This window comes from Streptomyces lanatus (assembly GCF_014655715.1).
GTDB classification, from domain to species: Bacteria; Actinomycetota; Actinomycetes; order Streptomycetales; family Streptomycetaceae; genus Streptomyces; species Streptomyces lanatus.
The window spans coordinates 332,964-355,714 of the sequence record NZ_BNBM01000009.1 but is presented as its reverse complement, the minus strand read 5'-3'; the positions used below and the strand labels follow the sequence as shown (position 1 = coordinate 355,714).

The 22,751-nt window shown below is 71.3% G+C and carries 25 protein-coding genes, 1 pseudogene and 1 riboswitch; of the genes and pseudogenes, 12 read left to right on the top strand and 14 right to left on the bottom strand.

The features are described 5' to 3' along the window. A pseudogene (locus tag IE325_RS46210) lies at nucleotides 1-211 on the bottom strand (lipase); the annotation flags it as partial. Between the two features lie 114 nt (nucleotides 212-325). On the opposite strand from IE325_RS46210, the gene IE325_RS25010 reads away from it, so the two are divergent. Next, nucleotides 326-2,713 (top strand): helix-turn-helix transcriptional regulator, encoded by a 2,388-nt coding sequence (locus IE325_RS25010; protein WP_190072269.1) that lies wholly within the window; start codon nucleotides 326-328, stop codon nucleotides 2,711-2,713. Nucleotides 2,714-2,739: 26 nt separating this feature from the next. On the opposite strand, the gene IE325_RS25005 is transcribed toward IE325_RS25010, so the two are convergent. The 4 genes from IE325_RS25005 to bioB are packed head-to-tail and all read right to left on the bottom strand — an operon-like array spanning nucleotide 2,740 to nucleotide 6,441. Further along, on the bottom strand, nucleotides 2,740-3,186 hold the full coding sequence (locus tag IE325_RS25005; RefSeq protein WP_190072268.1) for a hypothetical protein: 447 nt from the start codon (nucleotides 3,184-3,186) through the stop codon (nucleotides 2,740-2,742). 46 nt (nucleotides 3,187-3,232) lie between these two features. After that, the gene (gene bioD / locus IE325_RS25000) at nucleotides 3,233-3,949 is read right to left on the bottom strand and encodes a dethiobiotin synthase (protein ID WP_190072267.1); all 717 of its coding nucleotides are present in this window, start codon (nucleotides 3,947-3,949) and stop codon (nucleotides 3,233-3,235) included. 1 nt (nucleotide 3,950) lies between these two features. Beyond that, a complete protein-coding gene (locus tag IE325_RS24995) occupies nucleotides 3,951-5,231 on the bottom strand; it encodes an adenosylmethionine--8-amino-7-oxononanoate transaminase (protein ID WP_190072266.1) in 1,281 nt (426 codons plus the stop codon). Continuing rightward, nucleotides 5,224-6,441 carry a biotin synthase BioB gene (bioB, locus tag IE325_RS24990; protein ID WP_190072265.1) on the bottom strand — a complete coding sequence of 406 codons (1,218 nt, stop codon included), beginning with the start codon at nucleotides 6,439-6,441 and terminating at the stop codon, nucleotides 5,224-5,226. Before bioB ends, IE325_RS24995 begins: the two co-directional genes overlap by 8 nt. A gap of 173 nt (nucleotides 6,442-6,614) precedes the next feature. On the opposite strand from bioB, the gene IE325_RS24985 reads away from it, so the two are divergent. Beyond that, entirely contained in the window at nucleotides 6,615-7,742 is a 1,128-nt protein-coding gene (locus IE325_RS24985) for an 8-amino-7-oxononanoate synthase (protein ID WP_190072264.1), read from the top strand. A gap of 70 nt (nucleotides 7,743-7,812) precedes the next feature. Here IE325_RS24985 and IE325_RS24980 read toward each other — a convergent pair whose 3' ends face one another. Continuing rightward, entirely contained in the window at nucleotides 7,813-8,040 is a 228-nt protein-coding gene (locus IE325_RS24980; protein ID WP_190072263.1) for a DUF397 domain-containing protein, read from the bottom strand. A gap of 9 nt (nucleotides 8,041-8,049) precedes the next feature. Further along, entirely contained in the window at nucleotides 8,050-8,919 is an 870-nt protein-coding gene (locus IE325_RS24975; RefSeq protein WP_190072262.1) for a helix-turn-helix domain-containing protein, read from the bottom strand. 212 nt (nucleotides 8,920-9,131) lie between these two features. Between IE325_RS24975 and IE325_RS24970 the strand changes: the two genes are divergently transcribed. Further along, complete coding sequence (locus IE325_RS24970; protein ID WP_190072261.1) at nucleotides 9,132-9,575, top strand: ATP-binding protein; 444 nt, start codon at nucleotides 9,132-9,134, stop codon at nucleotides 9,573-9,575. On the opposite strand, the gene IE325_RS24965 is transcribed toward IE325_RS24970, so the two are convergent. Beyond that, a complete protein-coding gene (locus IE325_RS24965; protein ID WP_190072260.1) occupies nucleotides 9,499-10,485 on the bottom strand; it encodes a LysR family transcriptional regulator in 987 nt (328 codons plus the stop codon). The two genes, IE325_RS24970 and IE325_RS24965, sit on opposite strands and share 77 nt — an antisense overlap. 88 nt (nucleotides 10,486-10,573) lie before the next feature. Here IE325_RS24965 and IE325_RS24960 point away from each other — a divergent pair, with 88 nt between their 5' ends. Further along, nucleotides 10,574-11,188 carry a LysE family translocator gene (locus tag IE325_RS24960; RefSeq protein WP_190072259.1) on the top strand — a complete coding sequence of 205 codons (615 nt, stop codon included), beginning with the start codon at nucleotides 10,574-10,576 and terminating at the stop codon, nucleotides 11,186-11,188. 53 nt (nucleotides 11,189-11,241) lie between these two features. Here the strand turns inward: IE325_RS24960 and IE325_RS24955 are convergent, their stop codons facing one another. The 3 genes from IE325_RS24955 to IE325_RS24945 all read right to left on the bottom strand — a co-directional run bounded on the left by IE325_RS24955 (nucleotide 11,242) and on the right by IE325_RS24945 (nucleotide 13,222). Continuing rightward, nucleotides 11,242-11,715 (bottom strand): C40 family peptidase, encoded by a 474-nt coding sequence (locus IE325_RS24955; RefSeq protein ID WP_190072258.1) that lies wholly within the window; start codon nucleotides 11,713-11,715, stop codon nucleotides 11,242-11,244. A gap of 3 nt (nucleotides 11,716-11,718) precedes the next feature. Then, nucleotides 11,719-11,851, bottom strand: a riboswitch (cyclic di-AMP (ydaO/yuaA leader). A gap of 419 nt (nucleotides 11,852-12,270) precedes the next feature. Then, nucleotides 12,271-12,579, bottom strand: coding sequence for a hypothetical protein (locus IE325_RS24950; protein ID WP_126389586.1), 309 nt, complete (start codon nucleotides 12,577-12,579; stop codon nucleotides 12,271-12,273). Nucleotides 12,580-12,586: 7 nt separating this feature from the next. Continuing rightward, nucleotides 12,587-13,222, bottom strand: coding sequence for an ATP-dependent Clp protease proteolytic subunit (locus IE325_RS24945; protein ID WP_190072257.1), 636 nt, complete (start codon nucleotides 13,220-13,222; stop codon nucleotides 12,587-12,589). A gap of 69 nt (nucleotides 13,223-13,291) precedes the next feature. On the opposite strand from IE325_RS24945, the gene IE325_RS24940 reads away from it, so the two are divergent. Continuing rightward, nucleotides 13,292-13,588: a type II toxin-antitoxin system Phd/YefM family antitoxin gene (locus IE325_RS24940; protein ID WP_190072256.1), complete on the top strand. Its 297-nt coding sequence runs from the start codon at nucleotides 13,292-13,294 to the stop codon at nucleotides 13,586-13,588. Between the two features lie 87 nt (nucleotides 13,589-13,675). Here the strand turns inward: IE325_RS24940 and IE325_RS24935 are convergent, their stop codons facing one another. Next, nucleotides 13,676-14,647 (bottom strand): ABC transporter permease, encoded by a 972-nt coding sequence (locus IE325_RS24935; RefSeq protein ID WP_190072255.1) that lies wholly within the window; start codon nucleotides 14,645-14,647, stop codon nucleotides 13,676-13,678. Between the two features lie 135 nt (nucleotides 14,648-14,782). On the opposite strand from IE325_RS24935, the gene IE325_RS24930 reads away from it, so the two are divergent. From IE325_RS24930 to IE325_RS24900, 7 genes are all read left to right on the top strand, one after another. Continuing rightward, complete coding sequence (locus IE325_RS24930; protein WP_190072254.1) at nucleotides 14,783-15,403, top strand: TetR/AcrR family transcriptional regulator; 621 nt, start codon at nucleotides 14,783-14,785, stop codon at nucleotides 15,401-15,403. 132 nt (nucleotides 15,404-15,535) lie between these two features. Further along, a complete protein-coding gene (locus IE325_RS24925) occupies nucleotides 15,536-15,838 on the top strand; it encodes an urease subunit gamma (RefSeq protein ID WP_010988499.1) in 303 nt (100 codons plus the stop codon). A 14-nt stretch (nucleotides 15,839-15,852) separates the two neighbouring features. Beyond that, a complete protein-coding gene (locus IE325_RS24920) occupies nucleotides 15,853-16,164 on the top strand; it encodes an urease subunit beta (RefSeq protein ID WP_190072253.1) in 312 nt (103 codons plus the stop codon). Next, nucleotides 16,157-17,878, top strand: a complete 1,722-nt coding sequence (locus IE325_RS24915; RefSeq protein ID WP_190072252.1) for an urease subunit alpha — start codon at nucleotides 16,157-16,159, stop codon at nucleotides 17,876-17,878. Before IE325_RS24920 ends, IE325_RS24915 begins: the two co-directional genes overlap by 8 nt. A gap of 13 nt (nucleotides 17,879-17,891) precedes the next feature. Further along, a complete protein-coding gene (locus tag IE325_RS24910; protein ID WP_190072251.1) occupies nucleotides 17,892-18,566 on the top strand; it encodes an urease accessory protein UreF in 675 nt (224 codons plus the stop codon). A gap of 452 nt (nucleotides 18,567-19,018) precedes the next feature. Then, nucleotides 19,019-19,696, top strand: coding sequence for an urease accessory protein UreG (gene ureG, locus IE325_RS24905; protein ID WP_190072250.1), 678 nt, complete (start codon nucleotides 19,019-19,021; stop codon nucleotides 19,694-19,696). Next, complete coding sequence (locus IE325_RS24900; protein WP_190072337.1) at nucleotides 19,684-20,457, top strand: urease accessory protein UreD; 774 nt, start codon at nucleotides 19,684-19,686, stop codon at nucleotides 20,455-20,457. Before ureG ends, IE325_RS24900 begins: the two co-directional genes overlap by 13 nt. On the opposite strand, the gene IE325_RS24895 is transcribed toward IE325_RS24900, so the two are convergent. Both IE325_RS24895 and IE325_RS24890 read right to left on the bottom strand, forming a co-directional pair. Next, nucleotides 20,450-21,187 (bottom strand): lysophospholipid acyltransferase family protein, encoded by a 738-nt coding sequence (locus IE325_RS24895; protein WP_190072249.1) that lies wholly within the window; start codon nucleotides 21,185-21,187, stop codon nucleotides 20,450-20,452. The genes IE325_RS24900 and IE325_RS24895 overlap by 8 nt on opposite strands. Nucleotides 21,188-21,509: 322 nt before the next feature. Beyond that, entirely contained in the window at nucleotides 21,510-22,742 is a 1,233-nt protein-coding gene (locus IE325_RS24890; protein ID WP_190072248.1) for a PP2C family protein-serine/threonine phosphatase, read from the bottom strand. Nucleotides 22,743-22,751 lie beyond the last annotated feature (9 nt).

The window sequence follows — 22,751 nt, the reverse complement described above, 5'->3', positions numbered from 1 at the left end:
AGGCGTCCAGCTCGGCGGCGGAGTAGCCGTCGGCCCGGAAGTAGCCGGCCCAGTCGTCCCAGCTGCTCGCCGAGCTGCTCAGGCCGTGCACGAAGACGACGGGATCGTGGGTGGCGGCGTGCGCGGGTGTGGGGGAGAGAGTGAGTGACAGAAGGAGCGATGAGGCCACGGCCGTCAGAGCCGTGGCGATGCGACGCTTGTGGCGCTGCATGATGCCTCCTGAAACGTGTGGGGTTGTCAGGAGTGTCGAGCCGGTCTACGCGCGCCGCATCGGTGAAATCGCCGGTCTTTACGCTTCAACTAACCCGCCAGTAACGTCTTTTGTGTGGTGACTCCGGTGAACCCCCCACCTCTCGACCGCACTTCGCCACGACAGCCGGCGGACGCGTGGCACCAACTGGCCGCGAGCCTTCCCGAAGGCGTCCGCGTGCGCGTACTGCGTGCCGTGTACGGCGATCCGCGCGCCGCCGCCGAACTCGTCCCGCGCCTCACCGACCGCCAGGCGACGGGCCTCGACCCGCTCCCCACACAACCGGCGGCACTGGCCCCGACGCTGCTGCGCGAACGCCGGGCGGAGATACGGGCGCTGCCCGACGACACCCGTCTGCTCCTCCTCCTTGCCGCGGCCGACCAGTACCCGGTCCCCACCGACGCCTTCCTGCGCGCCGTCATGGCCGCCCGGCTCGACACCCGGTGCCTGGACGCCGCCGAAGCGGCCGGGATCGCGTACGCCGGAGCGGGCGGCGTGCTCTTCCGCGACGCGTGGACGCGGATCGCGGCCTACGAGACGGGCTCACCGCCCGACCGGCGCGACGTCCACCGCCTGCTGGCCCGCGTACTGCGCGGCGACGGCGAGGCGCCTTGGCGCTCCTGGCACCGGGGCGCGGGCGCGCTCGGCCCCAGCGGACGGCTGGCCGCGGAACTCGGCGTGGCCGCCGGCAGAGCCGCGCACGCGGGACGGCTGCCGCTGGCACGCGCGCTGGCGGAACGGGCGGCCGAGCTGTGCCCCGACCCGCCCGAACGGTCCCGCCTGCTGGCCCGTGCCGCCGCGTACGCCTGGCGGTCGGGCGACGGGGACCGGGCACGGCGGCTGGCTACGGCTGTGACGGACGATGCGCTGAGCGGGGTACTGGCGCTGCGGGCGGGGAACGCGACGGAGGCGTTCGATGCGCTGCTTGTGGCGGCGGTTGGGGTGGGGGGTGTCGGGGTGGGGGATGCTGCGGTGCGGATCGACCTTGGCCGGGCTGGGGCTGTCGGCCTTGCCTTTGGTGTTCCGGCTTTGGGTTCCTCCGTTTCTGGCGGCCTGGCCTCAGCCACCCCGGCCTCGGGCGCCTCCGCTTCCGGCAGCCCGCCCTCCACTACTCCCGCCCCAGCCCCCGCCACCGACATCCCCGCCCCCCTCACCCCCGCCGCCCACCTCCTGGCCCGAGCCACCGAGGCCGCCATCTACACCGGGGACGTACGCCGCCTGGGTGAGGCCGTTCGTGTGGCCGGGCGGCTCGGTGTCGCGGGGCCCGGCACGCTGCGTGGGCTGGTGGCTGCGTTCGACGGGCGGTACGAGGACGCGCGTGAGCTGCTGAAGGCGGCGGCCGGGCGCTGTGGGCCCGGGGGTGACCCCACCGTCCTGATCCATGCCGGGATCGCCGCCCTGCTCCTCGGCGACCACACCCGCGCGGCCACCGCGACCCTCCGCGCGACCGCCTCCGCCCGAGCGCACGGCACCCCGGTGACGGTGCCGCAGGCGATGGAGTTCCGGGCGTACGCCGACTTCTGGACCGGGCGCCCCCGGGCCGGCGAGGCCGCCGCGGTGGACGGGCTGTGGCAGGCCCACGCCACGGGCCAGGACAACGGGGCCTGCCATCTCCAGGCCGCCCTCGCGATGTTCGCGGCGCTCACCGCGGACGCCGACGTCTGCCACGAACGCGCCGCGACCGCACGGGCGTACGCCCTGCCTCGTGGCCTGGGTTTGCCCGCCGCCCTGGCCCAGTGGGCGCTCGCCTTCCTCGACCTGAGCAGTGGCCGCTACGCCGGCGCGGCCACCCGGCTGCGCGCACTCGCCGGTTTCGGCCCCGGCCACGGTCACCGGGCGATCCGTCATCTGGCCACCCCGCACTACGTCGAGGCCGCCGTCCGCACCGGCGACACTCGGGTCGCGCGCGCGGCCCACGCCGGCTACGACCGCTGGGCCGAGACCGTCGGCAGCCCCGACGACCTGGCCCTCAGCGCCCGCTGCCGGGCCCTGCTCGCCCCCGGCGCGGAGGCCGTCGACCACTACCGCACGGCGCTCGACCTGCACTCCCGGGGCACCCGTGACTTCGAACGGGCCCGCACGGAGCTGCTGTTCGGCAGTGCCCTGCGCCGACTGCGCCGCCGCACCGAGGCACGCGACCGTCTCCACAGCGCCCTGGAGGCCTTCGACTCCTTCGGCGCCCCGCACTGCGCGACCCAGGCCCGCACCGAACTCCGCGCCCTGGGTACCCCGGCCGGCCGGACCGCCCCCGACACCCCCACCGCCCGACTCACGGCCCAGCAGCTCCTGGTCGCCCGCATGGCCGCCGAGGGCGCCACCAACCGAGAGATCGCCGCCCGCCTCGCCCTCAGCCCTCGCACCATCGACCACCATCTGCGGGGTGTCTTCACCCGGCTGGGCATCCGCTCCCGCATCGAACTGGTGCGGCTCGTCGCCGAGAGCGACGGGACCGAGGCCGTCTAGAGGCTGTCCGGAAAGCGGCAGGGCTGCTACGCGTCGGCGAAGGCGCGGGCGATCCCGGTGAGATTGCTCGGGCAGGTCCAGATCTCCCTCGCCATCCGGTCCTCCTCCTGCGGGTGGGCCAGCATCTCCAGCACCTGCTGAAGATCGTCCAGTTCACCGCCGTCCGCCATGTCGTCGCACGGGTGCTCCTCATGCGCACAGTCCGGCTGCCCGAGAGCCCGCTCGACGGTGCCCATCGCCTTCAGCACGCGGGCCTCCGCCGCCGCGTCCCGGCGGGCATGGATCACGTAGGGGCCTATGAGCACCAGCCCGAGCACCCACAGCGCCGTGTCCGGGCTGTCGGCCGCCACGCTCTCCTCAAGCTGACGGGCGCACTCCAGCACGGTGCGGTGCGTGTCGCCGAGGTGGTAGCCCTCCCGGATCTCGTCCCATTCGGAGATCAGGTCGTCCCAGTGATCAGGGTTGGTCTGCATGATCAGAGAGTGGCACAAGGGTCTGACATCCCAGGCCGAGGCCTCGTCAGGGCGCCACCCTCCCCCTGAACCCCTCCGCGTCCCACGTCCCGAACAGCCTCGGCGCCAGCCAACCCGCAGCCGCGGCACGGAAGTCGGCAGGCGCCAGCGCCCCCGCCCCCGCGGGCACCGCACCCAGCAGCGGCGCCCCCGCCACCTCCGGCAGATCCGCCACATTGCAACGCGACGCCAGATCCGCCCCCTCGGGCCAGCTCCCGATCACCACACCCAGCAGGTCCAGCCGCCGACCGCGCAGTTCACGCGCCGTCAGCTCCGTCACATTCAGCGTGCCCAGACCCGCCGACGCCACCACCAGCACAGGCGCCGCCATCAGCTCGGCCGCGTCCGCCAGAGTGCTGCCCGCCTCGTCGAAGCGGACGAGCAGACCGCCCGCCCCTTCCACCAGCACCAGATCGTGCTCGGTGGCCAGCTTGGCGGCGGCGTCGGCGATCTCGTGCGGGCGGACCGGCGTACGACCCGCGCGGCGCGCGGCCGTGGCAGGGGCCAACGGGTCGGGATAGCGGGCGAGTTCCGCAGTCGTCACCCCGCCCGCGAGCCGCGCGACCTCCTGCGCGTCGCCGTCCTCGTCCGTCCGTACGCCGGTCTGCGCCGCCTTCAGCACCGCCACCGACCGGCCCGCCGCCATCGCCGTCGCCGCGACCGCGGCGGTCGTGACCGTCTTGCCGACCTCCGTGCCCGTGCCCGTGATCACCAGTACCGGCATGTCAGCCCTCCCGCGCCGCCGCGCACACCGCGCGGGCGATCCGGGCGAGGTCCGCGTCGCCCGTGACATACGGCGGCATCGTGTAGACGAGGTCGCGGAACGGCCGTAGCCACACGCCCTCGCGTACGGCGGCCGCGGATGCCGCCCGCATGTCCACCGCGTGGTCCAACTGGACCACGCCGATCGCGCCGAGTACCCGTACGTCCTTCACGCCCGGAAGGTCCGACGCCGGGGCCAGTCCTTCCCGCAGCCCGGTCTCGATCCGCTTGATCTCGGTCGGCCAGTCCTGCCCGAGCAGCAGTTCGATCGAGGCGCAGGCGACGGAGGCGGCCAGCGGATTGCCCATGAAGGTCGGGCCGTGGGCCAGCACCGGCACCTCGCCGCGCGAGATGCCGTCGGCCACGCGCGCGGTGCACAGCGTCGCCGCCATCGTCATATAGCCGCCGGTCAGCGCCTTGCCCACGCACATCACATCCGGCGTCACCGCCGCGTGGTCCGCCGCGAACAGCGTGCCCGTGCGGCCGAACCCGGTCGCGATCTCGTCGAACACCAGCAGCACGTCATGCGCGTCGCAAGCCTCGCGCAGCACCCGCAGATACGCGGGGGAGTGGAACCGCATCCCGCCCGCACCCTGCACCACCGGCTCGACGATCACCGCCGCCAGTTCGTGCGCGTGCCGCTCGATCAGCGAGCGGAGGTGATCGGCGTACGTGTCGTCGTACTCGGCCGGGGGCGGGTCCGCGAACACCTGGCGCTGGAGCACCCCGGACCACAGCTCGTGCATGCCGCCCTCGGGGTCGCACACCGACATCGGCTGCCAGGTGTCACCGTGGTAGCCACCGCGCCAGGTCAGCAGCCGCTGCTTGCCGGGGCGGCCCAGCGAACGCCAGTACTGCAGGCACATCTTGACCGCGACCTCGACCGACACCGACCCGGAGTCGGCGAGGAAGACATGCTCCAGACCGTCAGGCGACATGTCGACAAGGAGCTTCGCCAGCCGTACGGCGGGCTCGTGCGTGAGCCCGCCGAACATGACGTGGCTCATGCGCGCCAGCTGCTCGCGCGCGGCCTCGTTGAGCACCGGGTGGTTGTAACCGTGGATCGCCGACCACCAGGACGACATGCCGTCGACCAGCTCGCCCGAGCCGTCCGCGAGCTTCAGCCGCACACCGCTCGCCGACTCCACGACAAGCGGTTCGCCGCGGCCGGGCATCGGACCGTACGGATGCCACACATGCCGCCGGTCGAGCTCCAGCAGCTCGGGCACGCTCAGGTCAGGCATTGGGCGCGAGGTCCGTTCCGGCACCCCGTCGGCGTACGGCGACCAGGTCGGTGCGCGGCTGCTCGTTGACCGCGGTGGCCGGAACGGCGGACGCGGCGGGAGCGGCCGTACCGCACACACCGCCCCCCTCGTGCGACCCGCACCCGGCACCCTCGTGGGACCCGCAGCCCGCGCTGCCGTGCGAACCGCACCCGGCCCCCGCGTCGACCCGATGCTCCGGCAGCGTCACCTGGTCGGTGCCCTCCACCTCGAACCCGGCGTCCGCGATCATCTCCAGGTCGGCCTTGCCCGCTTGGCCCTCGGTGGTGAGGTAGTCGCCGAGGAAGATCGAGTTGGCCAGGTTCAGGGCGAGCGGCTGCATGGTGCGCAGGTGGACCTCGCGGCCACCGGCGATCCGCACCTCGACGTCCGGGCAGACGAAGCGGACCATCGCCAGGATCCGCAGACAGCGCTGCGGGGTGAGGTTCCACTCCTTGGCCAGCGGGGTGCCCTCGACCGGGATCAGGAAGTTGACCGGCACCGAGTCGGGGTCCAGCTCGCGCAGCGAGTAGACGACGTCGACCAGGTCCTCGTCGCTCTCACCCATGCCGGCGATCAGACCGGAGCAGGCGGACAGACCGGCCGCGTGCGCCTTGGTCACGGTGTCGACGCGGTCGGCGTAGGTGTGGGTGGTCGTGATGTCCCCATAGGTGGACTCCGACGTGTTGAGGTTGTGGTTGTACGCGTCCGCGCCGGCCTCGCGCAGCCGCTCGGCCTGGCCGTCCGACAGCAGACCGAGACAGGCGCACACCTCGACGCCCTCGTTCTGGTCCTTGATCGTCCTGATGGTCTCGGAGACCCGGTCCACATCACGGTCGGTCGGGCCGCGCCCGGACGCCACCAGACACACCCGCTTGGCGCCACCCGCCAAACCGGCGGCCGCCGCCTGGGAGGCCTCGTCCGGCTTGAGCCAGGTGTACTTCAGGATGCCGGCGGTCGAGCCGAGCCGCTGGGAACAGTAGGAGCAGTCCTCCGGGCACAGGCCCGATTTCAGGTTGACGAGATAGTTGAGTTTCACCCGTCGGCCGAACCACTGCCGGCGTACCTTGCCGGCCGCGGCCACCACATCGAGCAGGTCGTCGTCGGAAGTGGCGAGGACGGCCAAGGCTTCCTCGCGGGTCGGCAGCTCGCGCCGAAGCCCCTTGTCCACCAGCGTGTTCAGCAGGTCCATGGGAGCTGATCCTGACGTACGGAGGGGGCCCGAGCCAAGGTGAGTTTGCACAACCCTGTCGTTTCGATGTGTGGGTATTGCCACACCGTGGGCGGGCGTCCGCACGACTAGGGTCTGTGCACTGCCTACAAAAGCGACGTCTGTGTACCGCTCACCAAAGCCCCGGAGGAACCATGGCGTTCGGCTGGATCGACGAGCAGGCGGAGCTGCGCCGCCGCGCCGGGCTCGTACGGACCCTGCGCCCCCGCTCCGCCGAATCCCCGCTCCTCGATCTCGCGAGCAACGACTATCTGGGCCTGGCCCGCCACCCCGAGGTCACCGAGGGCGCCGAGCGGGCCGCGCGGACCTGGGGCGGCGGCGCGACCGGCTCCCGGCTCGTCACGGGCACCACGGAGCTGCACGCCGAGCTGGAGCAGGCGCTGGCCGACTACTGCGGCTTCGAGGCAGCCCTGGTCTTTTCATCCGGGTACGCGGCCAACCTCGCCGCGGTCACCGCGCTGGCCCCGCACGGCTCGCTGATCGTGTCGGACGCCGGCAACCACGCCTCGCTCATCGACGGCTGCCGCCTTGCGCGCGGTACGACACAGGTCGTCGCGCACTCCGACCCGGAGGCGGTCGGCAAGACGCTGTACACCCATACGGGTGAGGCGATCGTCGTGTCCGACACCGTGTTCTCGGTCGACGGCGACGCGGCCCCACTCGCCGAGTACGCCGAGGTGTGCCGGGAGCGCGGCGCGGGTCTGGTCGTCGACGACGCCCACGGTCTCGGCGTACTCGGCGACGGCGGCCGCGGTGCCCCGCACGCGGCGGGGCTCGCGGGCGCCGACGACGTCGTCGTCACGGTCACGCTGTCCAAGTCGCTCGGCAGCCAGGGCGGCGCCGTCCTCGGCCCCGCCCGGGTGATCCAGCACCTGGTCAACACGGCCCGGACGTTCATCTTCGACACGGGCCTCGCCCCCGCGTCGGCGGGCGCGGCCCTGGCGGCCCTCCGCCTGCTGCGCCGCGAGCCGGAGCGGGCGGCGCGGGCGCGTGCGGTGGCCCGCGAACTCCACACACGTCTGACGGCCGCGGGCCTGGAAGCGGTACGTCCGGACGCCGCGGTCGTCTCCGTGCGCGCACCGTCCCCGGAGGAGGCCGTCCAGTGGGCGGCCGAGTGCCGGGCGGCCGGCCTCGCCGTGGGCTGTTTCCGTCCTCCGTCCGTGCCCGACAGTATTTCACGGCTGCGGCTGACCGCCCGCGCTGACCTCTCCGAGGCCGAGATCGAACGCGCTGTACGGGTCATCGGCGAGACACGACCATGAGTCGGCGTGACACGGCCTGTCCTCGCCTGTCATTGAATTGATCAGAACCGATCAGACCTGGTCGGTTCCATCAGGACTGGAACGCGGCCGTGAAACCCGCCCAGCTCTCGGGGGAGAAGAGCAGCGCGGGGCCGGCCGGATCCTTGGAGTCGCGCACGGCGAGCAGTCCGGTCCAGGGACCGGAGAACGGCCGTGCCGTCTCGACGCAGTTGTTCGCTCCGGTGCTGTAACTGCTGCGCAGCCAGCCCGCACCAGGCAGTTCGGTGCTCGATGCGATGGTGCGAGGCAGTGCGGTCATGGTGCCTCCTTACGCGCCGCCACCCAGCGCGGCGATGTAATCCAACGATTCCTCGGGCGAAAGGGCGTGGATCCGAAGGGCGTTGAAGGCCTCCGTGTAGGCCTGGAGGTCTTCTTTCCGTTCGAGATAGAGGCTACTCGTCAAGTGGTCGAGAACAACCACATCCAGATCAGAAGTGCTCGAAAATGAGAAGATAACGAAAGGGCCGGTGATGCCGATATGTTCACCGGCCTTGAACGGCAGGACCTGAAGCCTGACTTGGGGCAGCCGCGCCGCCTCCATCAGCCGGCTCAGCTGCCGCGCCATCACCTCGGGCCCGCCGATCTCCCGGTGCAGCACCGCCTCGTCGAGCACCGCGCTCAGCCTCAGCGGCGGCTCGGCACGCAGCACGTCCTGCCTGGCCAGCCGCACCGCGACCAGCGCGTCCAGGCGTTCGTCGGCCTCCTCGTCGAGCCCGCGGACCGCGGCCCGGGTCACCGCCCGGGCGTACTCGGGCGTCTGGAGCAGGCCGGGCACCACGGACGTCTCCAGGGTGCGCATCGCGCTCGCCTGCGACTCCAGACTGATGAAGTCCCGGTACGTCGGCGGCAGCACTCCGCGGTACGCGTGCCACCAGTTGTGCCGGCCGCCGACCTCGTCGGACCCCGCCAACACCAGCAGCAACTCCCGCAGTTGCGCGTCCGCCACGCCGTACACATCGAGCAGTAACCGCACATCGGCCGGTTTCACCCCGCTGGCGCCGGTCTCGATCCGGCTCACCTTGGACTGGTGCCAGCCCACCAGACGGGCCGCCTCACCACTGGTGAGCCCCGCCCCGGTGCGCAACGCACGCAGTTCCGCGCCCAGTTTTCGGCGGCGCACCGCGGGACCGTGCTGCATGGGCAACTCCTTACTCCAACCGAGCCGCCCAAATACGGTCTGCCGTCGCAGAGTTCACCGCTTCGAGCGACAGATATATGCATATCTTGGTGGATCGCCACCCGTGACGGGTGCGGTAATGGCAGTCTGGCGACGAAGCACCAGTCCGGGACCGTACTCGAACCATCCGCTCCGTGTCGGACTGCGGTCCCGTGGGAAAGGGACGACTCGCCATGGCAGATCATCTGGAAGCATCCGTCACTCTGCCGAGCGATCCCGCCTCGGTCTCCGCGGCCCGGGCGTATGTGCTCTCCACCCTCGCGGAGTGGGGGCTGCCACCGGACACCGAAGTGGCCGACACCATCCGCCTGATCGTCTCCGAGCTCACCACCAACGCCGTACAGCACACCCTCGGCCAGTCACCCACCTTCACGGTGGACCTCGCGCTCGACCGTGACGAACATCTGCGCATCGGTGTCACCGACAGCCACCCACGCTTCCCCAAACGGCTGCCGGCCGCCGTTCAGCAGGACAACGGGCGGGGCATGGTCATCATCCGGTGGCTGACCGCGGAGTGCGGGGGGAAGCTGAGAGTGCGGCCTACCCGGGAGGGTGGGAAGACGGTTTCGATTGAACTGCCCTGGACTGTGCCGGTGCCTGCGGCGCCTGAGCCATGAACTGTTGGGCCCGGTTGAAAGTCCCCCGTAGCACCGCCCGGAAGGCATCCGCCGCAGGTGCCGCCTCCTCTTCGCGATACGCGATCGAGATCGTACGACGCAACCGCCCCCCTTCCAGCGCGCGCACCCCCACCGGAGTCACCGACGTGCGCGCCACCATCTCCGGTACGACCGCCACCCCCAGCCCCGCACTGGCCAGCGCGCACACCAGCAGGTAACCCGGTGTCGGGACCAGCACCGAAGGCAGGGCGCCCGCCCTCGTCAGCGCCGCCTCCACGCCTCGGCGGGCCGGAGCGTCCGGGGCCATGCTGATCAGCGGCTGCCCGGCGAGCTCGGTCAGGGGCAGTCGTGTCGCGCCGCTGGTGAGCACATGGCCTGGAGCGGACACCAGGACCAGTTCCTCGACGAGGATCGGCTCGATGCCGACGGAGGCGGGCAACGGCGTCGGGTCCCCCGGCTCGTAGGAGTGCGTCAGGGCCAGGTCGATCTCGCCGGCCGCCACCGCGGCGACACCGGCCGACGGGTCGTAGTCCGCGACCGTCAGCTCCACGTCCGGATGCGCCCGGCGGAAGGCGCTGAGGGCCGGTGGCAGCAGATGGATGCCCGCCGTCTGGAAGGTGCCGAGCCGCAGGGTGCCGCCGGACAGGCCGGTCAGCCGGGCCAGCTCGTGCCGGGCCCGGTCGAGTTCGTCGAGGACGCGCCGGGCGCGGGCCACCAGTAGCTCACCGGCCCCCGTCAGCCGCGCCCCGCGGTGGTGCCGTACCAGCAGGGCCGTGCCCGCCTCCCGCTCCAGCTTGGCGAGCTGCTGGGACAGCGCGGGCGTGGTGTAGCCGAGGCGTTCGGCGGCGCGGGTGATCGAACCCGCCTCCGCGACCGCTACCAGGGCGGCGAGCCGGACCGGGTCGTACATGGGAGCCCCTAGGCTTAAGGAATGCTTTAGGGTCCGGCATTATATTCGAAATACCTGTTGAAGGCTTTCGCACGGCACGCTGGTCCGCATGGACGCATCGCTCATCGCCTTCACCGGTGTCTCCGCCGGCCTGGTCGCCATGCCTGGCGCCGACTTCACCGTCGTCGTACGCAACGCCCTCGTCTCCCGCAGGGCCGGCATCGCCTGTGCGCTCGGGATCGGGGCCGGGCTGCTGATCCATGTGACGCTGGCGGTGGCGGGGGTCGCGGCGGTCCTGGCCGCCGTACCGGCGCTGCTGCGCGCGCTCCAGATGGTGGGCGGCGCCTATGTGCTGTATCTCGGCGTCCAGACGCTGCGGCAGCGGGACAACGAGGTGGTGGACGCGGGTGAGGGGTCCACCGCGCGACCGCTGCGGCAGGGCTTCGTCACCAACGCCCTCAACCCGAAGGTGTCCCTCACCTTCCTCAGCGTGCTGCCCCAGTTCGTGCCCGCGGGCTCCGCGGCGCTGCCCCGGACGCTGCTGCTCGCGCTGATCGTGCTCGCGATCGCGCTGGTGTGGTTCCAGGCGGTCGCCCTGCTGGTGGACCGGCTCGGCAACTGGCTGCGCCGGCCGCGCGCCGCGAGGGCGGTCACGGTCGGCACCGGCCTCGCGCTGACCGCCTTCGGTGTGGCGCTTCTCGCCGGGCCCCTGACGGCCCTCTGAGGCCCCGAAGGCGGTGACGGCGTGTCAGGCCGCCCTCACCGCCCCCGGGATGGTCACTTGACCCGGCCGTACCAGACGCTCTTGGTCCAGATCTTCTGCAGCTTCACGACGTCCCCGCTCTTCGGGGAGTGCCAGATCTTTCCCTTCCCGGCGTAGATGCCGACGTGGTAGACGTACGACCCCGAGTGGAAGAACACCAGGTCCCCGGCCTTGCGGCTGCTCGCGGAGATGTGGCGGGTCTTGTTGTACTGCTGCGAGGCCGTGCGGGGCAGCTTCTTGCCCGCCTTCTTGTACGAGTACAGCGTGAGCCCCGAGCAGTCGAACCGGTGCGGTCCCGTGGCGCCCCACTTGTACGGGGAGCCCTTCTTGGAGGCCGCGACCTTCAGTGCCTTCGACGCCGGTGTGGCTGCCTCTGCCTCGGCGGCGAGGCCGGGCGCCACGATCGAGCCGCCCACTGCGGCGAGGGTCAGGGCCGAGGCCGTACCGGCCCGAGCCATGAGCGACGGGACACGATTGAGCGCAGTCATGCGCAACCCTTCGTCAGCCGCCTGTGAAGGATGACCTGTCGGATTCGGGCTGGCGAAGTTGCCCGGCCGCGTTGCCACGGCTTCACCCCAAGGGTTGCTCGGCTCGAACGAACGTCCGTGCCGGCGACCCGTCTTGCTCGGGTCCTCCACTCCTGCCGATCCACTCCGTCGACCGGTCATCCGAGCGGCGGCAGGACTCGGCGTCCGCCCGGACCGCCCCGCCGCTGTGGCGGGGGCTTGTCGTCAGACAGGGATCTTGACGCACGGATGAGCGAAATACCCAACGGAATCGGGGATTTGTGGGGTTACTCACCACTCACCCGTTCGGGTGCATGGCCGGGTGTTCGCGGGGGTGTCCAGAGGCCCGAGGAGTCCCGGACCAGCGAGGGAACCCCTGATTCCGACTGCGGGTCATACGCGTGGCGCAACCCTGACGGGTGCGCAAAAAGTATGGTCGGCTACGCCGAAAGGGGGTAACCCGTTCGGTCCGTTTCGGCGCGGCTCCGGACGCCTCGTCAGTGGGCCGGGACGTCCGGAATCCGGCTGTACGCGTCGTCAACTGTCGGAGCGCGGCGGCACCGTGACACGAGCCGTGCGGCGCTCTCCGTCCAGCACGCGCAACGCACGCGCCAGCGTGGGAGCGTGCAGCTCCGTCTCACCTCGCTGGTGCATGAGCGCCAGCGCGTCCCGCAGCTCGGCCGCTCTGCTCACGAGCGCCTGGGCGGCGCGCAGCCCGCGGTAGGTGTCGCCGTGCTGCGCCGGATTGATCCGGCCGAGCAGGTCCACCACATCCAGATATCGGTCGATCAACTCCCCCTCCGCGCGCGTCAGCGCGGGCAGCGGCGGCAACTCGGGTGGCAGCACCGGCCGATCACCGCCCCGTCGGTGGCGCGAGGGTGGTCTTGCGGCTGGGGATGATCCGGTCCACGAGGCCGTACTCCACCGCCTCCTGGGCGGTGAGGATCTTGTCCCGCTCGATGTCCTCGGCCACTTGCTCACGGCTGCGCCCGGTGTGCTCGGCGAGCATCTCCTCCAGCCGGGTCCGAACCCGCGTCAGTTCGTCGGCCTGGATGGCCAGATCGCTCGCCTGTCCCTCGACCGGCTCGGGCAGCGCCGGCTGATGGATCACCACCCGCGCCCCCGGCAGCGCGAACCGCTTGCCGGGAGTGCCCGCGGCCAGCAGCACCGCACCGGCCGAGCCGGCCTGGCCCAGGCAGATCGTCTCCACGTCACAGGTGACGTAGCGCAGCGTGTCGTAGATGGCGGACATCGCGCTGAACGAGCCGCCGGGTGAATTGATGTACAGCGAGATGTCCTGGTCGGGGTCCTTGTGCTCCAGGTACATGAACTGGGCCATCACGTCGTTCGCCGAGGTGTCGTCGATCTGTGTGCCGAGGAAGACGATCCGTTCCTCCAGCAGCTTCGAGTAGGGGTCCTGTGTCCTGAGGCCGTTGCTCGTGCGCTCGGTGATCTCGGGCAGTACATAGCGGGCGGACGGTCGGGTCATGACTCACGCCTCCGTTGCCGGGGTGCCTGTAAAAAATGTACAGGACGTACATCCAGTAATGTGGGGAGCATGGCCTACGAGATTCCGGTGACGCAAGCCAGGGCTGAGCTCGCCGATCTGATCAATCGCGTGGTGTACGGCGGCGAGCGCGTCGTAGTGACCCGTCACGGCAAGCCCCTTGTCGCCCTTGTCTCCGCCTCTGACCTCGAACGACTGGAAAAGCTCGGGGAGCCTGCGGAGCTCGCCGAACTCGGCGAGGAGCAGGTGATCAGCGCCGTCTCCAGCGTCCGCGAGGTCGCTTCCGCTCCCCGCGAACGTCAGCGCTTCGGCATTGCGGCGGAGCACCGCGGGGTCAATCCCGCCTAGCGCCGCCTACTCGCCTCCGATACGACAAGACCGTGCACCCCCGTCCGCTACGGCGGGGGTGCACGGTCGGTTCGGTGTGCCCGCGGGTCAGCCGACGGGCGCCAGCTCCCGCTCGGGCGAGGGCTGGGCGCTCTTCGGCCTCGCCTTGAGCGCGTTGCCGAGCAGTACGGCGCCCAGGCCGAGTGCGGCCCACCAGGTCAGGGTCAGGGCCGGGCCGGTCGCCGCCGCGCCGTCGAAGAAGGACACCGAGCGCAGCAGGGTCGTGCCCGCGCCGGGCGGCAGCCACTGGCCGATCGTGCCGACCGGCTCCGGCAGCATCTGCGGCGCCGAGGGCGCACCGGAGAACGGGTTGCCGAACAGCATCACCACGCCCGCCATGAGTCCGACACCCGCGGTGCCGATGAGTGCGGCGAGCCCGGCGACGGCGGCGCTCACGGCCAGGGTCGCCAGGGCGAACACCCCGGCCTCGGTCCACCAGTCGCCGGTGAGCACGCCGAGCCAGCTGTGCGCGAGCGCGCCGGCGATCACACCGGTCAGGGCGGCCGCGCCGACCAGGGCGCCCACGGCCCGGACGCCGCGCAGTCCGAGCAGGGTCACCGCGGCGCCGGCCGCGATGCCGGCCAGGGCCAGCGGCAGGACGCTCGCGTTCAGGGCCGCGCCGCGCGGGTCGCTCTCGGGTGCGGGGACGACGTCGACGGTCTTGACCTGGGCGCCCTCGGTGGCCATCGCCTGCTGCAGGAACTGGGCGACGGTCGGACCCGCCGCCGAGGCGGTGAGCAGCTGCGGGCCCTGCGGGGTGGCGACCACGGCGCCGTATACGGTCCGGTCCTCGATGGCGTCCCGGGCGGCGGCCTCGTCGGCGTAGCGGTGGATCTCGAACGCGCCCTCGTGCTGCTCCAATTGCCGCTCCAGCTGTGCGGTGGCCGTGGCCGTTCCGGCCACGCCGAGCGGCAGGTCGCGCGGTGCGGTGCGGGCGGCGGGCCAGGCGAAGGCCCACAGGGCGAGGGCGGCGAGGACGGGGACGAGGACGACGACCGCGATCAGGCGGCGGGTGGACATGGGGACTCCCTCAGAGGGCTTGGCTCGGCCGCATGGCCAAGTAAAAAGAAGGATCGTTCGTTTTTGTTGTGTCGCCACCGTCCCTCCGGGACCCGTTCCTTGTCAAGAAGGAATGTTCGTTTTAGTTTGTGGACCATGGCACGCGTATCCCAGGAGCACCTCGACGCCCGCCGCCGGCAGATCCTCGACGGCGCCGCCCGGCTCTTCGCCCGTAACGGCTTCCACGCCACGTCGATGCAGGACGTGCTGAAGGAGGTCGATCTCTCGGCCGGCGCGGTGTACCGCTACTTCAGCGGCAAGGACGAGCTGATCGCCGCGATCGTCAAAGAGGTCCTCGGCGAGATCCGCGCCGCCTTCGCCGATGTCACCCGGCAGAGCCCGCCGCCTCCGCCGGACCTGCTGGTCGGCCTGGTCTTGGGCCGCACACTGCGCGTCTGGTCGTCCCTGAACGTCGCGGGCGAGCCGCTCTTCCCTCAGCTGATCATGCAGGTCTGGGCGGAGACCGTACGCAACGAGGAGCTGGCGGCGGTGCTGACGGAGGTGTACACCGAGCTGCGCGAGAGCTGGGTGCTGGCCGTCGAGGCGTACCAGGACGCCGGGATGATGCGGTCGGACATCCCCGCGGACCATGTCGCGCGCACCATGATCGCCACGGTTCAGGGCTTCGTCGCCCAGCAGGCCCTGTTCGGGGGAGTGCCGGTGGAGGTCCTCCAGGACGGGCTGCGGGCCCTGATGAGCATGCCGGCCGATGCCTGAGAGGTCACAGCTCGGTTAACGTGGCCGAAACGCGGTCCAACTAGCCTGCCCATCCACGCCACCAGGCACTTTGCCTCGTGGCCGCGGCAACCGGACCCCGCACGGTCCGGAGCGAGGACTGTGAGGTGGGACGTGCAACTGACCCCGCACGAGCAAGAGAGGCTGCTCATCCACGTGGCGGCCGATGTCGCCGAGAAGCGCCGGGCCCGCGGCCTGAAGCTGAACCACCCCGAGGCGGTCGCCCTCATCACCTCGCACATCCTTGAGGGCGCCCGGGACGGCCGTACCGTCGCGGAGCTCATGTCCTCCGGACGCAAGCTGCTGACCAGGGACGACGTCATGGAGGGCATCCCCGAGATGATCCACGACGTCCAGGTCGAGGCGACCTTCCCCGACGGCACCAAGCTCGTCACCGTCCACGACCCGATCGTCTGACGGGGGAGGCCGCCGTGATTCCCGGAGAGATCCTCTTCGCCGAGGACCCGATCGTCTACAACGAGGGCCGCGAGGTCACCCGCCTCACCGTCCTCAACGCCGCCGACCGGCCCGTCCAGGTCGGCTCCCACTACCACTTCGCCGAGGCCAACCCCGGCCTGGACTTCGACCGTGCGGCAGCCCGCGGCAAGCGGCTGAACATCGCCGCCGGTACCGCCGTGCGCTTCGAGCCCGGCATCCCCGTCGACGTCGAACTCGTCCCGCTCACCGGCGCCCGAGTGGTGCCCGGACTGCGCGGGGAGACCGGAGGTGCCCTCGATGCCTGAGATCTCCCGTGCCGCTTACGCCGACCTGTTCGGCCCGACCACCGGTGACCGCATCCGGCTCGCCGACACCGACCTGCTGGTCGAGATCGAGGAGGACCGTTCCGGCGGCCCCGGACTCGCCGGTGACGAGGCCGTGTTCGGCGGCGGCAAGGTCATCCGCGAGTCCATGGGCCAGTCGCGGGCCACCCGCGCCGAAGGCACCCCGGACACCGTCATCACCGGTGTCGTCGTCATCGACCACTGGGGCATCGTCAAGGCCGACGTCGGCATCCGCGACGGCCGGATCACCGGCATCGGCAAGGCGGGCAACCCCGACACGATGGACGGGGTGCACCCCGACCTCGTCATCGGCCCCGAGACGGAGATCATCGCGGGCAACGGGCGGATCCTGACGGCCGGCGCGATCGACGCGCACGTCCACTTCATCTGCCCGCAGATCGCGGACGAGGCGCTCGCCTCCGGGATTACGACGCTGGTTGGTGGCGGCACGGGTCCCGCCGAGGGTTCGAAGGCGACCACGGTCACGCCCGGCCCCTGGCATCTGGCCCGGATGCTGGAGGCGATGGAGGGCCACCCCGTCAACTTCGGCCTGCTGGGCAAGGGCAACACCGTCTCCCACGAGGCGATGCTGTCCCAGATCCGCGGCGGCGCGCTCGGCCTCAAGCTGCACGAGGACTGGGGCTCCACCCCGGCCGTCATCGACGCCTCGCTCACCGTCGCCGACCAGACCGGCATCCAGATCGCCATCCACACGGACACGTTGAACGAGGCGGGCTTCGTCCGCGACACCCTCGCCGCGATCGCCGGACGCGGCATCCACGCGTACCACACCGAGGGCGCGGGCGGCGGGCACGCGCCGGACATCATGAGCGTCGTCTCCGAGCCGCACGTACTGCCCAGCTCGACCAACCCGACCCGGCCGTTCACCGTCAACACCGCCGAGGAACACCTCGACATGCTGATGGTGTGCCACCACCTCAACGCCGCCGTGCCCGAGGACCTCGCCTTCGCCGAGTCACGGATCCGGCCGTCGACCATCGGCGCGGAGGACATCCTCCACGACCTCGGCGCGATCTCGATCATCTCGTCCGATGCGCAGGCCATGGGGCGGGTCGGCGAGGTCATCATGCGGACCTGGCAGACCGCGCATGTGATGAAGGGGCGGCGCGGTGCGCTGCCCGGGGACGGACGGGCCGACAACCGGCGGGTGCGGCGCTACGTCGCCAAGTACACGATCAACCCCGCGCTCGCCCAGGGCCTCGGCCGTGAGATCGGCTCCGTGGAGAGCGGCAAGCTAGCCGACCTCGTGCTGTGGGAACCGGCGTTCTTCGGGGTCAAGCCGCAGCTCGTCATCAAGGGCGGGCAGATCGCGTACGCGCAGATGGGCGACGCCAACGCCTCCATCCCCACCCCGCAGCCGATCCTGCCCCGGCCGATGTTCGGCGCGATCGGGCGGGCGCCGGCGTCCAACTCCGTCAACTTCGTGGCGCCCCTCGCCATCGAGGACGGGCTTCCGGAGCGGCTTCAGCTCGGGAAGCGGTTCGTGGGCATCGAGTCGACCCGTGGGGTCACCAAGGCCGACATGCGCGAGAACGACGCGCGGCCGGACGTACGGATCGATCCCGACAGCTTCGCCGTGCATATCGACGGGGAGCTGGTGGAGGCGACTCCGGCCGCCGAACTGCCCATGGCTCAGCGGTATTTCCTGTTCTGAGGGTGGTTCTGTGATGTCTAGGGCTGCTCTATTGGTGCTTGCCGACGGCCGCTTTCCCGCCGGGGGGCATGCGCACTCCGGTGGGGCCGAGGCGGCCGTCAAGGCGGGGCGGATCACCGGGGCCGCGAGTCTGGAGGAGTTCTGCCGAGGGCGGCTGCACACGGCCGGGCTGGTCGCTGCCTCGCTCGCTGCGGCTGCCGCGGGTGGGGTTGATGTAGTGGCCTTGGACGAGGCTGCGGATGCTCGTACGCCGTCGCCTGCGCTGCGGCTGGCCGCGCGGAAGCTGGGGCGGCAGTTGATGCGGGCCGGTCGGGCCACGTGGCCCTCGGCGGAGCTTGAGACTCTGGCTCGGCGGTTTCCCAAGGGGGCCCATCAGCCGGTTGTGCTGGGGGTGGTGGCTCGGGCCGCGGGGTTGGGGGCGGAGGAGGCGGCTTACTGTGCGGCGTACGAGAGTGTGAGTGGGGCGGCGAGTGCGACGGTGCGGTTGCTGAGTCTTGATCCGTTTGACGCTACGGCTGTGCTGGCGCGGTTGGCGCCGGAGCTGGACCGGGTGGTGGATCGGGCGGTGGAGGCGGGGCGGGGTGTTGTCGCGGGCGGGGTCGATGAGCTGCCTGCGGTGTCTTCGCCGTTGCTGGAGATCGGGGCGGAGGTGCATGCCGCTTGTGCCGTGCGGTTGTTCGCGTCCTGAGGGGTTCGCCCCCGCCGCCCCTACCCGTCCCGTCCCCGGGGGCTGCCGCCCCCGGACCCCCGCTTCGGCCCTGAACGGGCCTCGTCCTCAAACGCCGGACGGGCTGAAAAGCCTCACCCGCCGTCGTGAGCTGAGAAGTCCAGCCCCGCCGTCGAGGGCTGAGAAAACCAGAGCCGCCGTCGTCGGCAGAAGTCCAGCCCCGCCGCCGTGAGCTGAGAGATCCAGCCCCGTCGTCGTGAGCTGAGAAGTCCAGTCCCGCCGTCGTCAACAGAAGGCCCAGAGCCGCCGTCGTCACCTGAAAGTCCAGTACCTCCGGCGGTCGCTGGAATTCAGCCCCTCCGGCGTTTGAGGAGCGGGGTCTGGGGCGGAGCCCCAGAAGGATGGGACGGGTAGGGGCGGCGGGGGCGAGGAAGAGCCGTTCCACAGACCACACACAGAGAAGGAGCCTCCCGATGCATCTCGACCACTCCCACGACGGTCCTTCTGCCGTCAGCGCCGACGCGCACCGCCCCGATGGATCCCGCAGAGCGTTCCGCATCGGACTCGGCGGCCCCGTCGGATCCGGCAAGACCGCCACCGTCGCCGCGCTCTGCCGCGCCCTGCGTGACGAGCTGTCCTTGGCCGTCGTCACCAATGACATCTACACGCGAGAGGACGCCGAATTCCTGTTGCGGGAGGCCGTGTTGCCGCCCGAGCGGATCAGCGCCGTGGAGACGGGGGCCTGTCCGCACACGGCCATCCGGGACGACATCTCCGCGAACCTCGAAGCCGTCGAGGATCTGGAGGACGAGGTCGGGCCGCTGGATCTCATCCTGGTCGAGTCCGGTGGGGACAATCTCACCGCCACCTTCTCCAAGGGGCTCGTGGACGTACAGATCTTTGTGATCGACGTGGCCGGAGGGGACGACATCCCGAGGAAGGGCGGGCCCGGGGTCACCACCGCCGATCTGCTCGTCGTCAACAAGACCGACCTCGCACCGTACGTCGGCTCAGACCTGGCGCGGATGGCGGCCGACGCCAAGGCACAGCGCGCCGAACTGCCGGTCGTGTTCCAGTCGTTGCGGAGCGGGACCGGCGTCGAGGACGTCGCCGCGTGGGTGCGGGCCCAGTTCGCCGCCTGGACGGCGTGACCGTGAGCGGGGTGCGCGCCAGCGCTCGGATCGTCGCCCGGGCAGACGGGAGGGGTGGCACTTCGCTGCCCGTCCTTGAGGGTGAGGGGCCGCTCGCGCTGCGGCGGACGCGGGGGAGCGGTGCCGAGGCGCGGGTCATGCTGGTCGGGGCGATGAGCGGGCCGCTCGGCGGGGACCGCTTCGCGGTGGAGGCGAGGGTGGAGGAAGGGGCGCGGCTGAGGGTCGGGTCGGCCGCCGCCACCATCGCGCTGCCCGGGCAGAGCAAGGGCGAGGCGCACTACGACGTACGGCTCGACGTCTCCGAAGGAGGCGAACTCGCCTGGCTGCCCGAGCAGTTGATCTCCGCCCACGGCAGTGATCTGTCCGTCACGACCCACGTCGACGTCGCCGCGACAGGGCGGCTCCTGCTGCGCGAGGAGCAGGTGCTCGGGCGGGTGGGGGAGGAGCCCGGGCGGCTCGGTAGCCGGATCCGGGTGAGCGTCGCCGGGCGGGTCGTCCTCGACCAGGAGCTCTGCTGCGGGCCCGGGGCGCCGGGCGGCTGGGACGGGCCCGCGGGGCTCGGTGGGATGCGCGCCGTCGGTCAGCTCGTCGTCGTACGGCCCGAGTTCGCCGAGGAGCCGGTGGCGGGCCGGGTGCTGGGGGAGGGTGCCGCCGTCATGCCCCTCGCCGGGCCCGCCGTACTGGTGACCGCTGTGGCCGTGGACGCGCTGCGGCTGCGTCGGTTGCTCGACGAGGCGCAGGACGCCCTCGGCGTCAACTGATCGGCAACCTCGGGAACTTGCGCTCCTTCTCCGCCTTGGCCGCCTTGGCCGCGGCCTCCTGTTCGGCCTTGACGACGGCCGCGTACTGGTCGACGTACTCCTGCTCGGAGAGGGACAGGATGGCGTACATGATCTCGTCGGTGATCGCGCGCAGGATGGCCTTCTCGTTCTCCATGCCCTCGTAGCGGGAGAAGTCGAGGGGCTTGCCGAAGCGGATCTTCACCGGGTGGATGTTGGGGATGACCTTGCCGGGCGGCTGTGCCTCGAAGGTGCCGATCATCGCGCAGGGGATGACGGGGACCCCGGCCTTGAGGGCCATCACGGCGACGCCGACCTTGCCCTTGTAGAGGCGGCCGTCGTGCGAGCGGGTGCCCTCCGGGTAGATGCCGAGCAGTTCGTCCTTGCTGAGGACGCCGAGGCCCTCGCGGATCGCGGCCTGGCCCGCCTCCTTGCCGGTGCGGTCGACCGGGATCTGGCCGGCGCTGCGGAAGAAGGCCGCGGTGAGGCGGCCCTTGATGCCGGGGCCGGTGAAGTACTCCTTCTTCGCGAGGAAGGTGATGCGGCGCTTGAGGATCGCGGGCATCAGGAAGTGGTCGGAGAAGGAGAGGTGGTTGCCGGCGACGATGGCCGCGCCCTCGGCCGGTACGTGCTCAAGGCCCTCTATTCGAGGGCGGAAGACCAGTCTCAGCAGCGGTCCCAACAACACGTATTTGAGTACGTAGTAGAACAAAGGGGCGCTCCTCACTCGGGGGGATCAGCTCGGGCCGCCGCGTTCTGGCAGGTCAACCAGCGTGCCGTGGGGGTGCCAGTGTAGGCGCAGGGGTGCGCGGCCGGAACCGGGCCGGATCGGACGGATACCGAACCATGCCGATTTTCCTGACCGGGTGTCAGGAAGGTGGTGGCCGCGTCGTTTCGCGGGTGGGGAGGACCGCTGGACCAGCCTGGTCCGCGGGGATCGCACGCGGCAACCCGATGGCGTGGTTTGGCGTGATCACGTTCGCCGGGTGGCAGGTGGTTCGTCCTTGCGGGGAGGCCGGGTGTCTGCTCGTCCATCACAGCCGCACGATGATCAGCGCGGTGTCGTCCGTGGCACCGCCCGGCGGCAGCAGCTCCAGCAGCACTGCGTCGGCCAGGGTCTCGGGGTCGGCCGTGCGGTGGCGGACGAGGGAGTCCGCGAGACGGGCCAGCCCGGTGTCGATGTCCTCGTGACGGCGCTCCACCAGGCCGTCCGTGTACAGCGCGAGCGTGGCGCCGCTGGTGTAGGTGGTGGTGGCCTGGGGTCTGGGTATCGGGTCGGGGCGGGCGTCCAGCGGCGGGTCGGTGGCCCGGTCCAGGAACTCCACTCGGCCGTCGGGGTGGACCAGGGCGGGCGGCGGATGACCGGCGCTGCTGTAGGTGATGGTGCGGGCGTCGAAATCGATGAACGTCGTGACCGCGGTGGCCGATTCGGCGCCGTCGACGACATGGGCGTACCGGCCCAGGACGTCCAGCGCCTGGGCCGGGCCGTCGGCCACCCGGGAGGTCGCGCTCAGCGCGCTGCGCAGCTGGCCCATCACACCGGCCGCCTCCAGGCCGTGCCCGACCACATCGCCCACGGCGACGCCGATGCGGTTGCCGCCGACCAGGTCGACGAGGTCGTACCAGTCGCCGCACACGTTCAGCGCGCCGACCGCGGGCCGGTAGCGCACGGCGGCCCTGCGGGTGCGCACCTGCCGGCGGGCGGGCAGCATCGCCTCCTGGAGGGCCAGGGCCACCTCGCGCTCCCGGGCATGGGCATGCCGCAGCCGTTCGTTGACCTGCTGCAGCTCCCGTGCCCGCGTGTACAGCTCGGCCTCCAGCACCCGTGCCCGGCCGTTGCCGCCCGTGCCGCCGCGCAGCCGGATGAGTTCGGTGACCTCCTCCACCCGGTGCACGATCAGCGCGACCTGCCCTTCGGGGCCGAAGACGGGCGCGTTGACCGGGCTCCAGTAGCGCTCCTCCCATTCGCCCGGGCGCAGGGGGTCCTCGACGTCGTAGCGCTGCAAGGCCATCGCGTCGCGCTCGCCGGTGTCGGCCACGCGCATCAAGGACGACTGGAGGTGGCGCATGCCGGAGGCGCCGGAGTCGTTGGGGTTGTCGGGGAAGACGTCGAAGAGATAGCGGCCGATCAGTTGCTCACGGGTGCGTCCGGACAGGCGCTGGAAGTCCTCGTTGGCATCGACGTAGACCAGCTCCGGGGTCAGCAGCGCCACCATCCCGGGCAGGCCCTGGAAGACCGCCTCGTAGTCGATCGCCTTCTCTTCCATGGCCGCCGC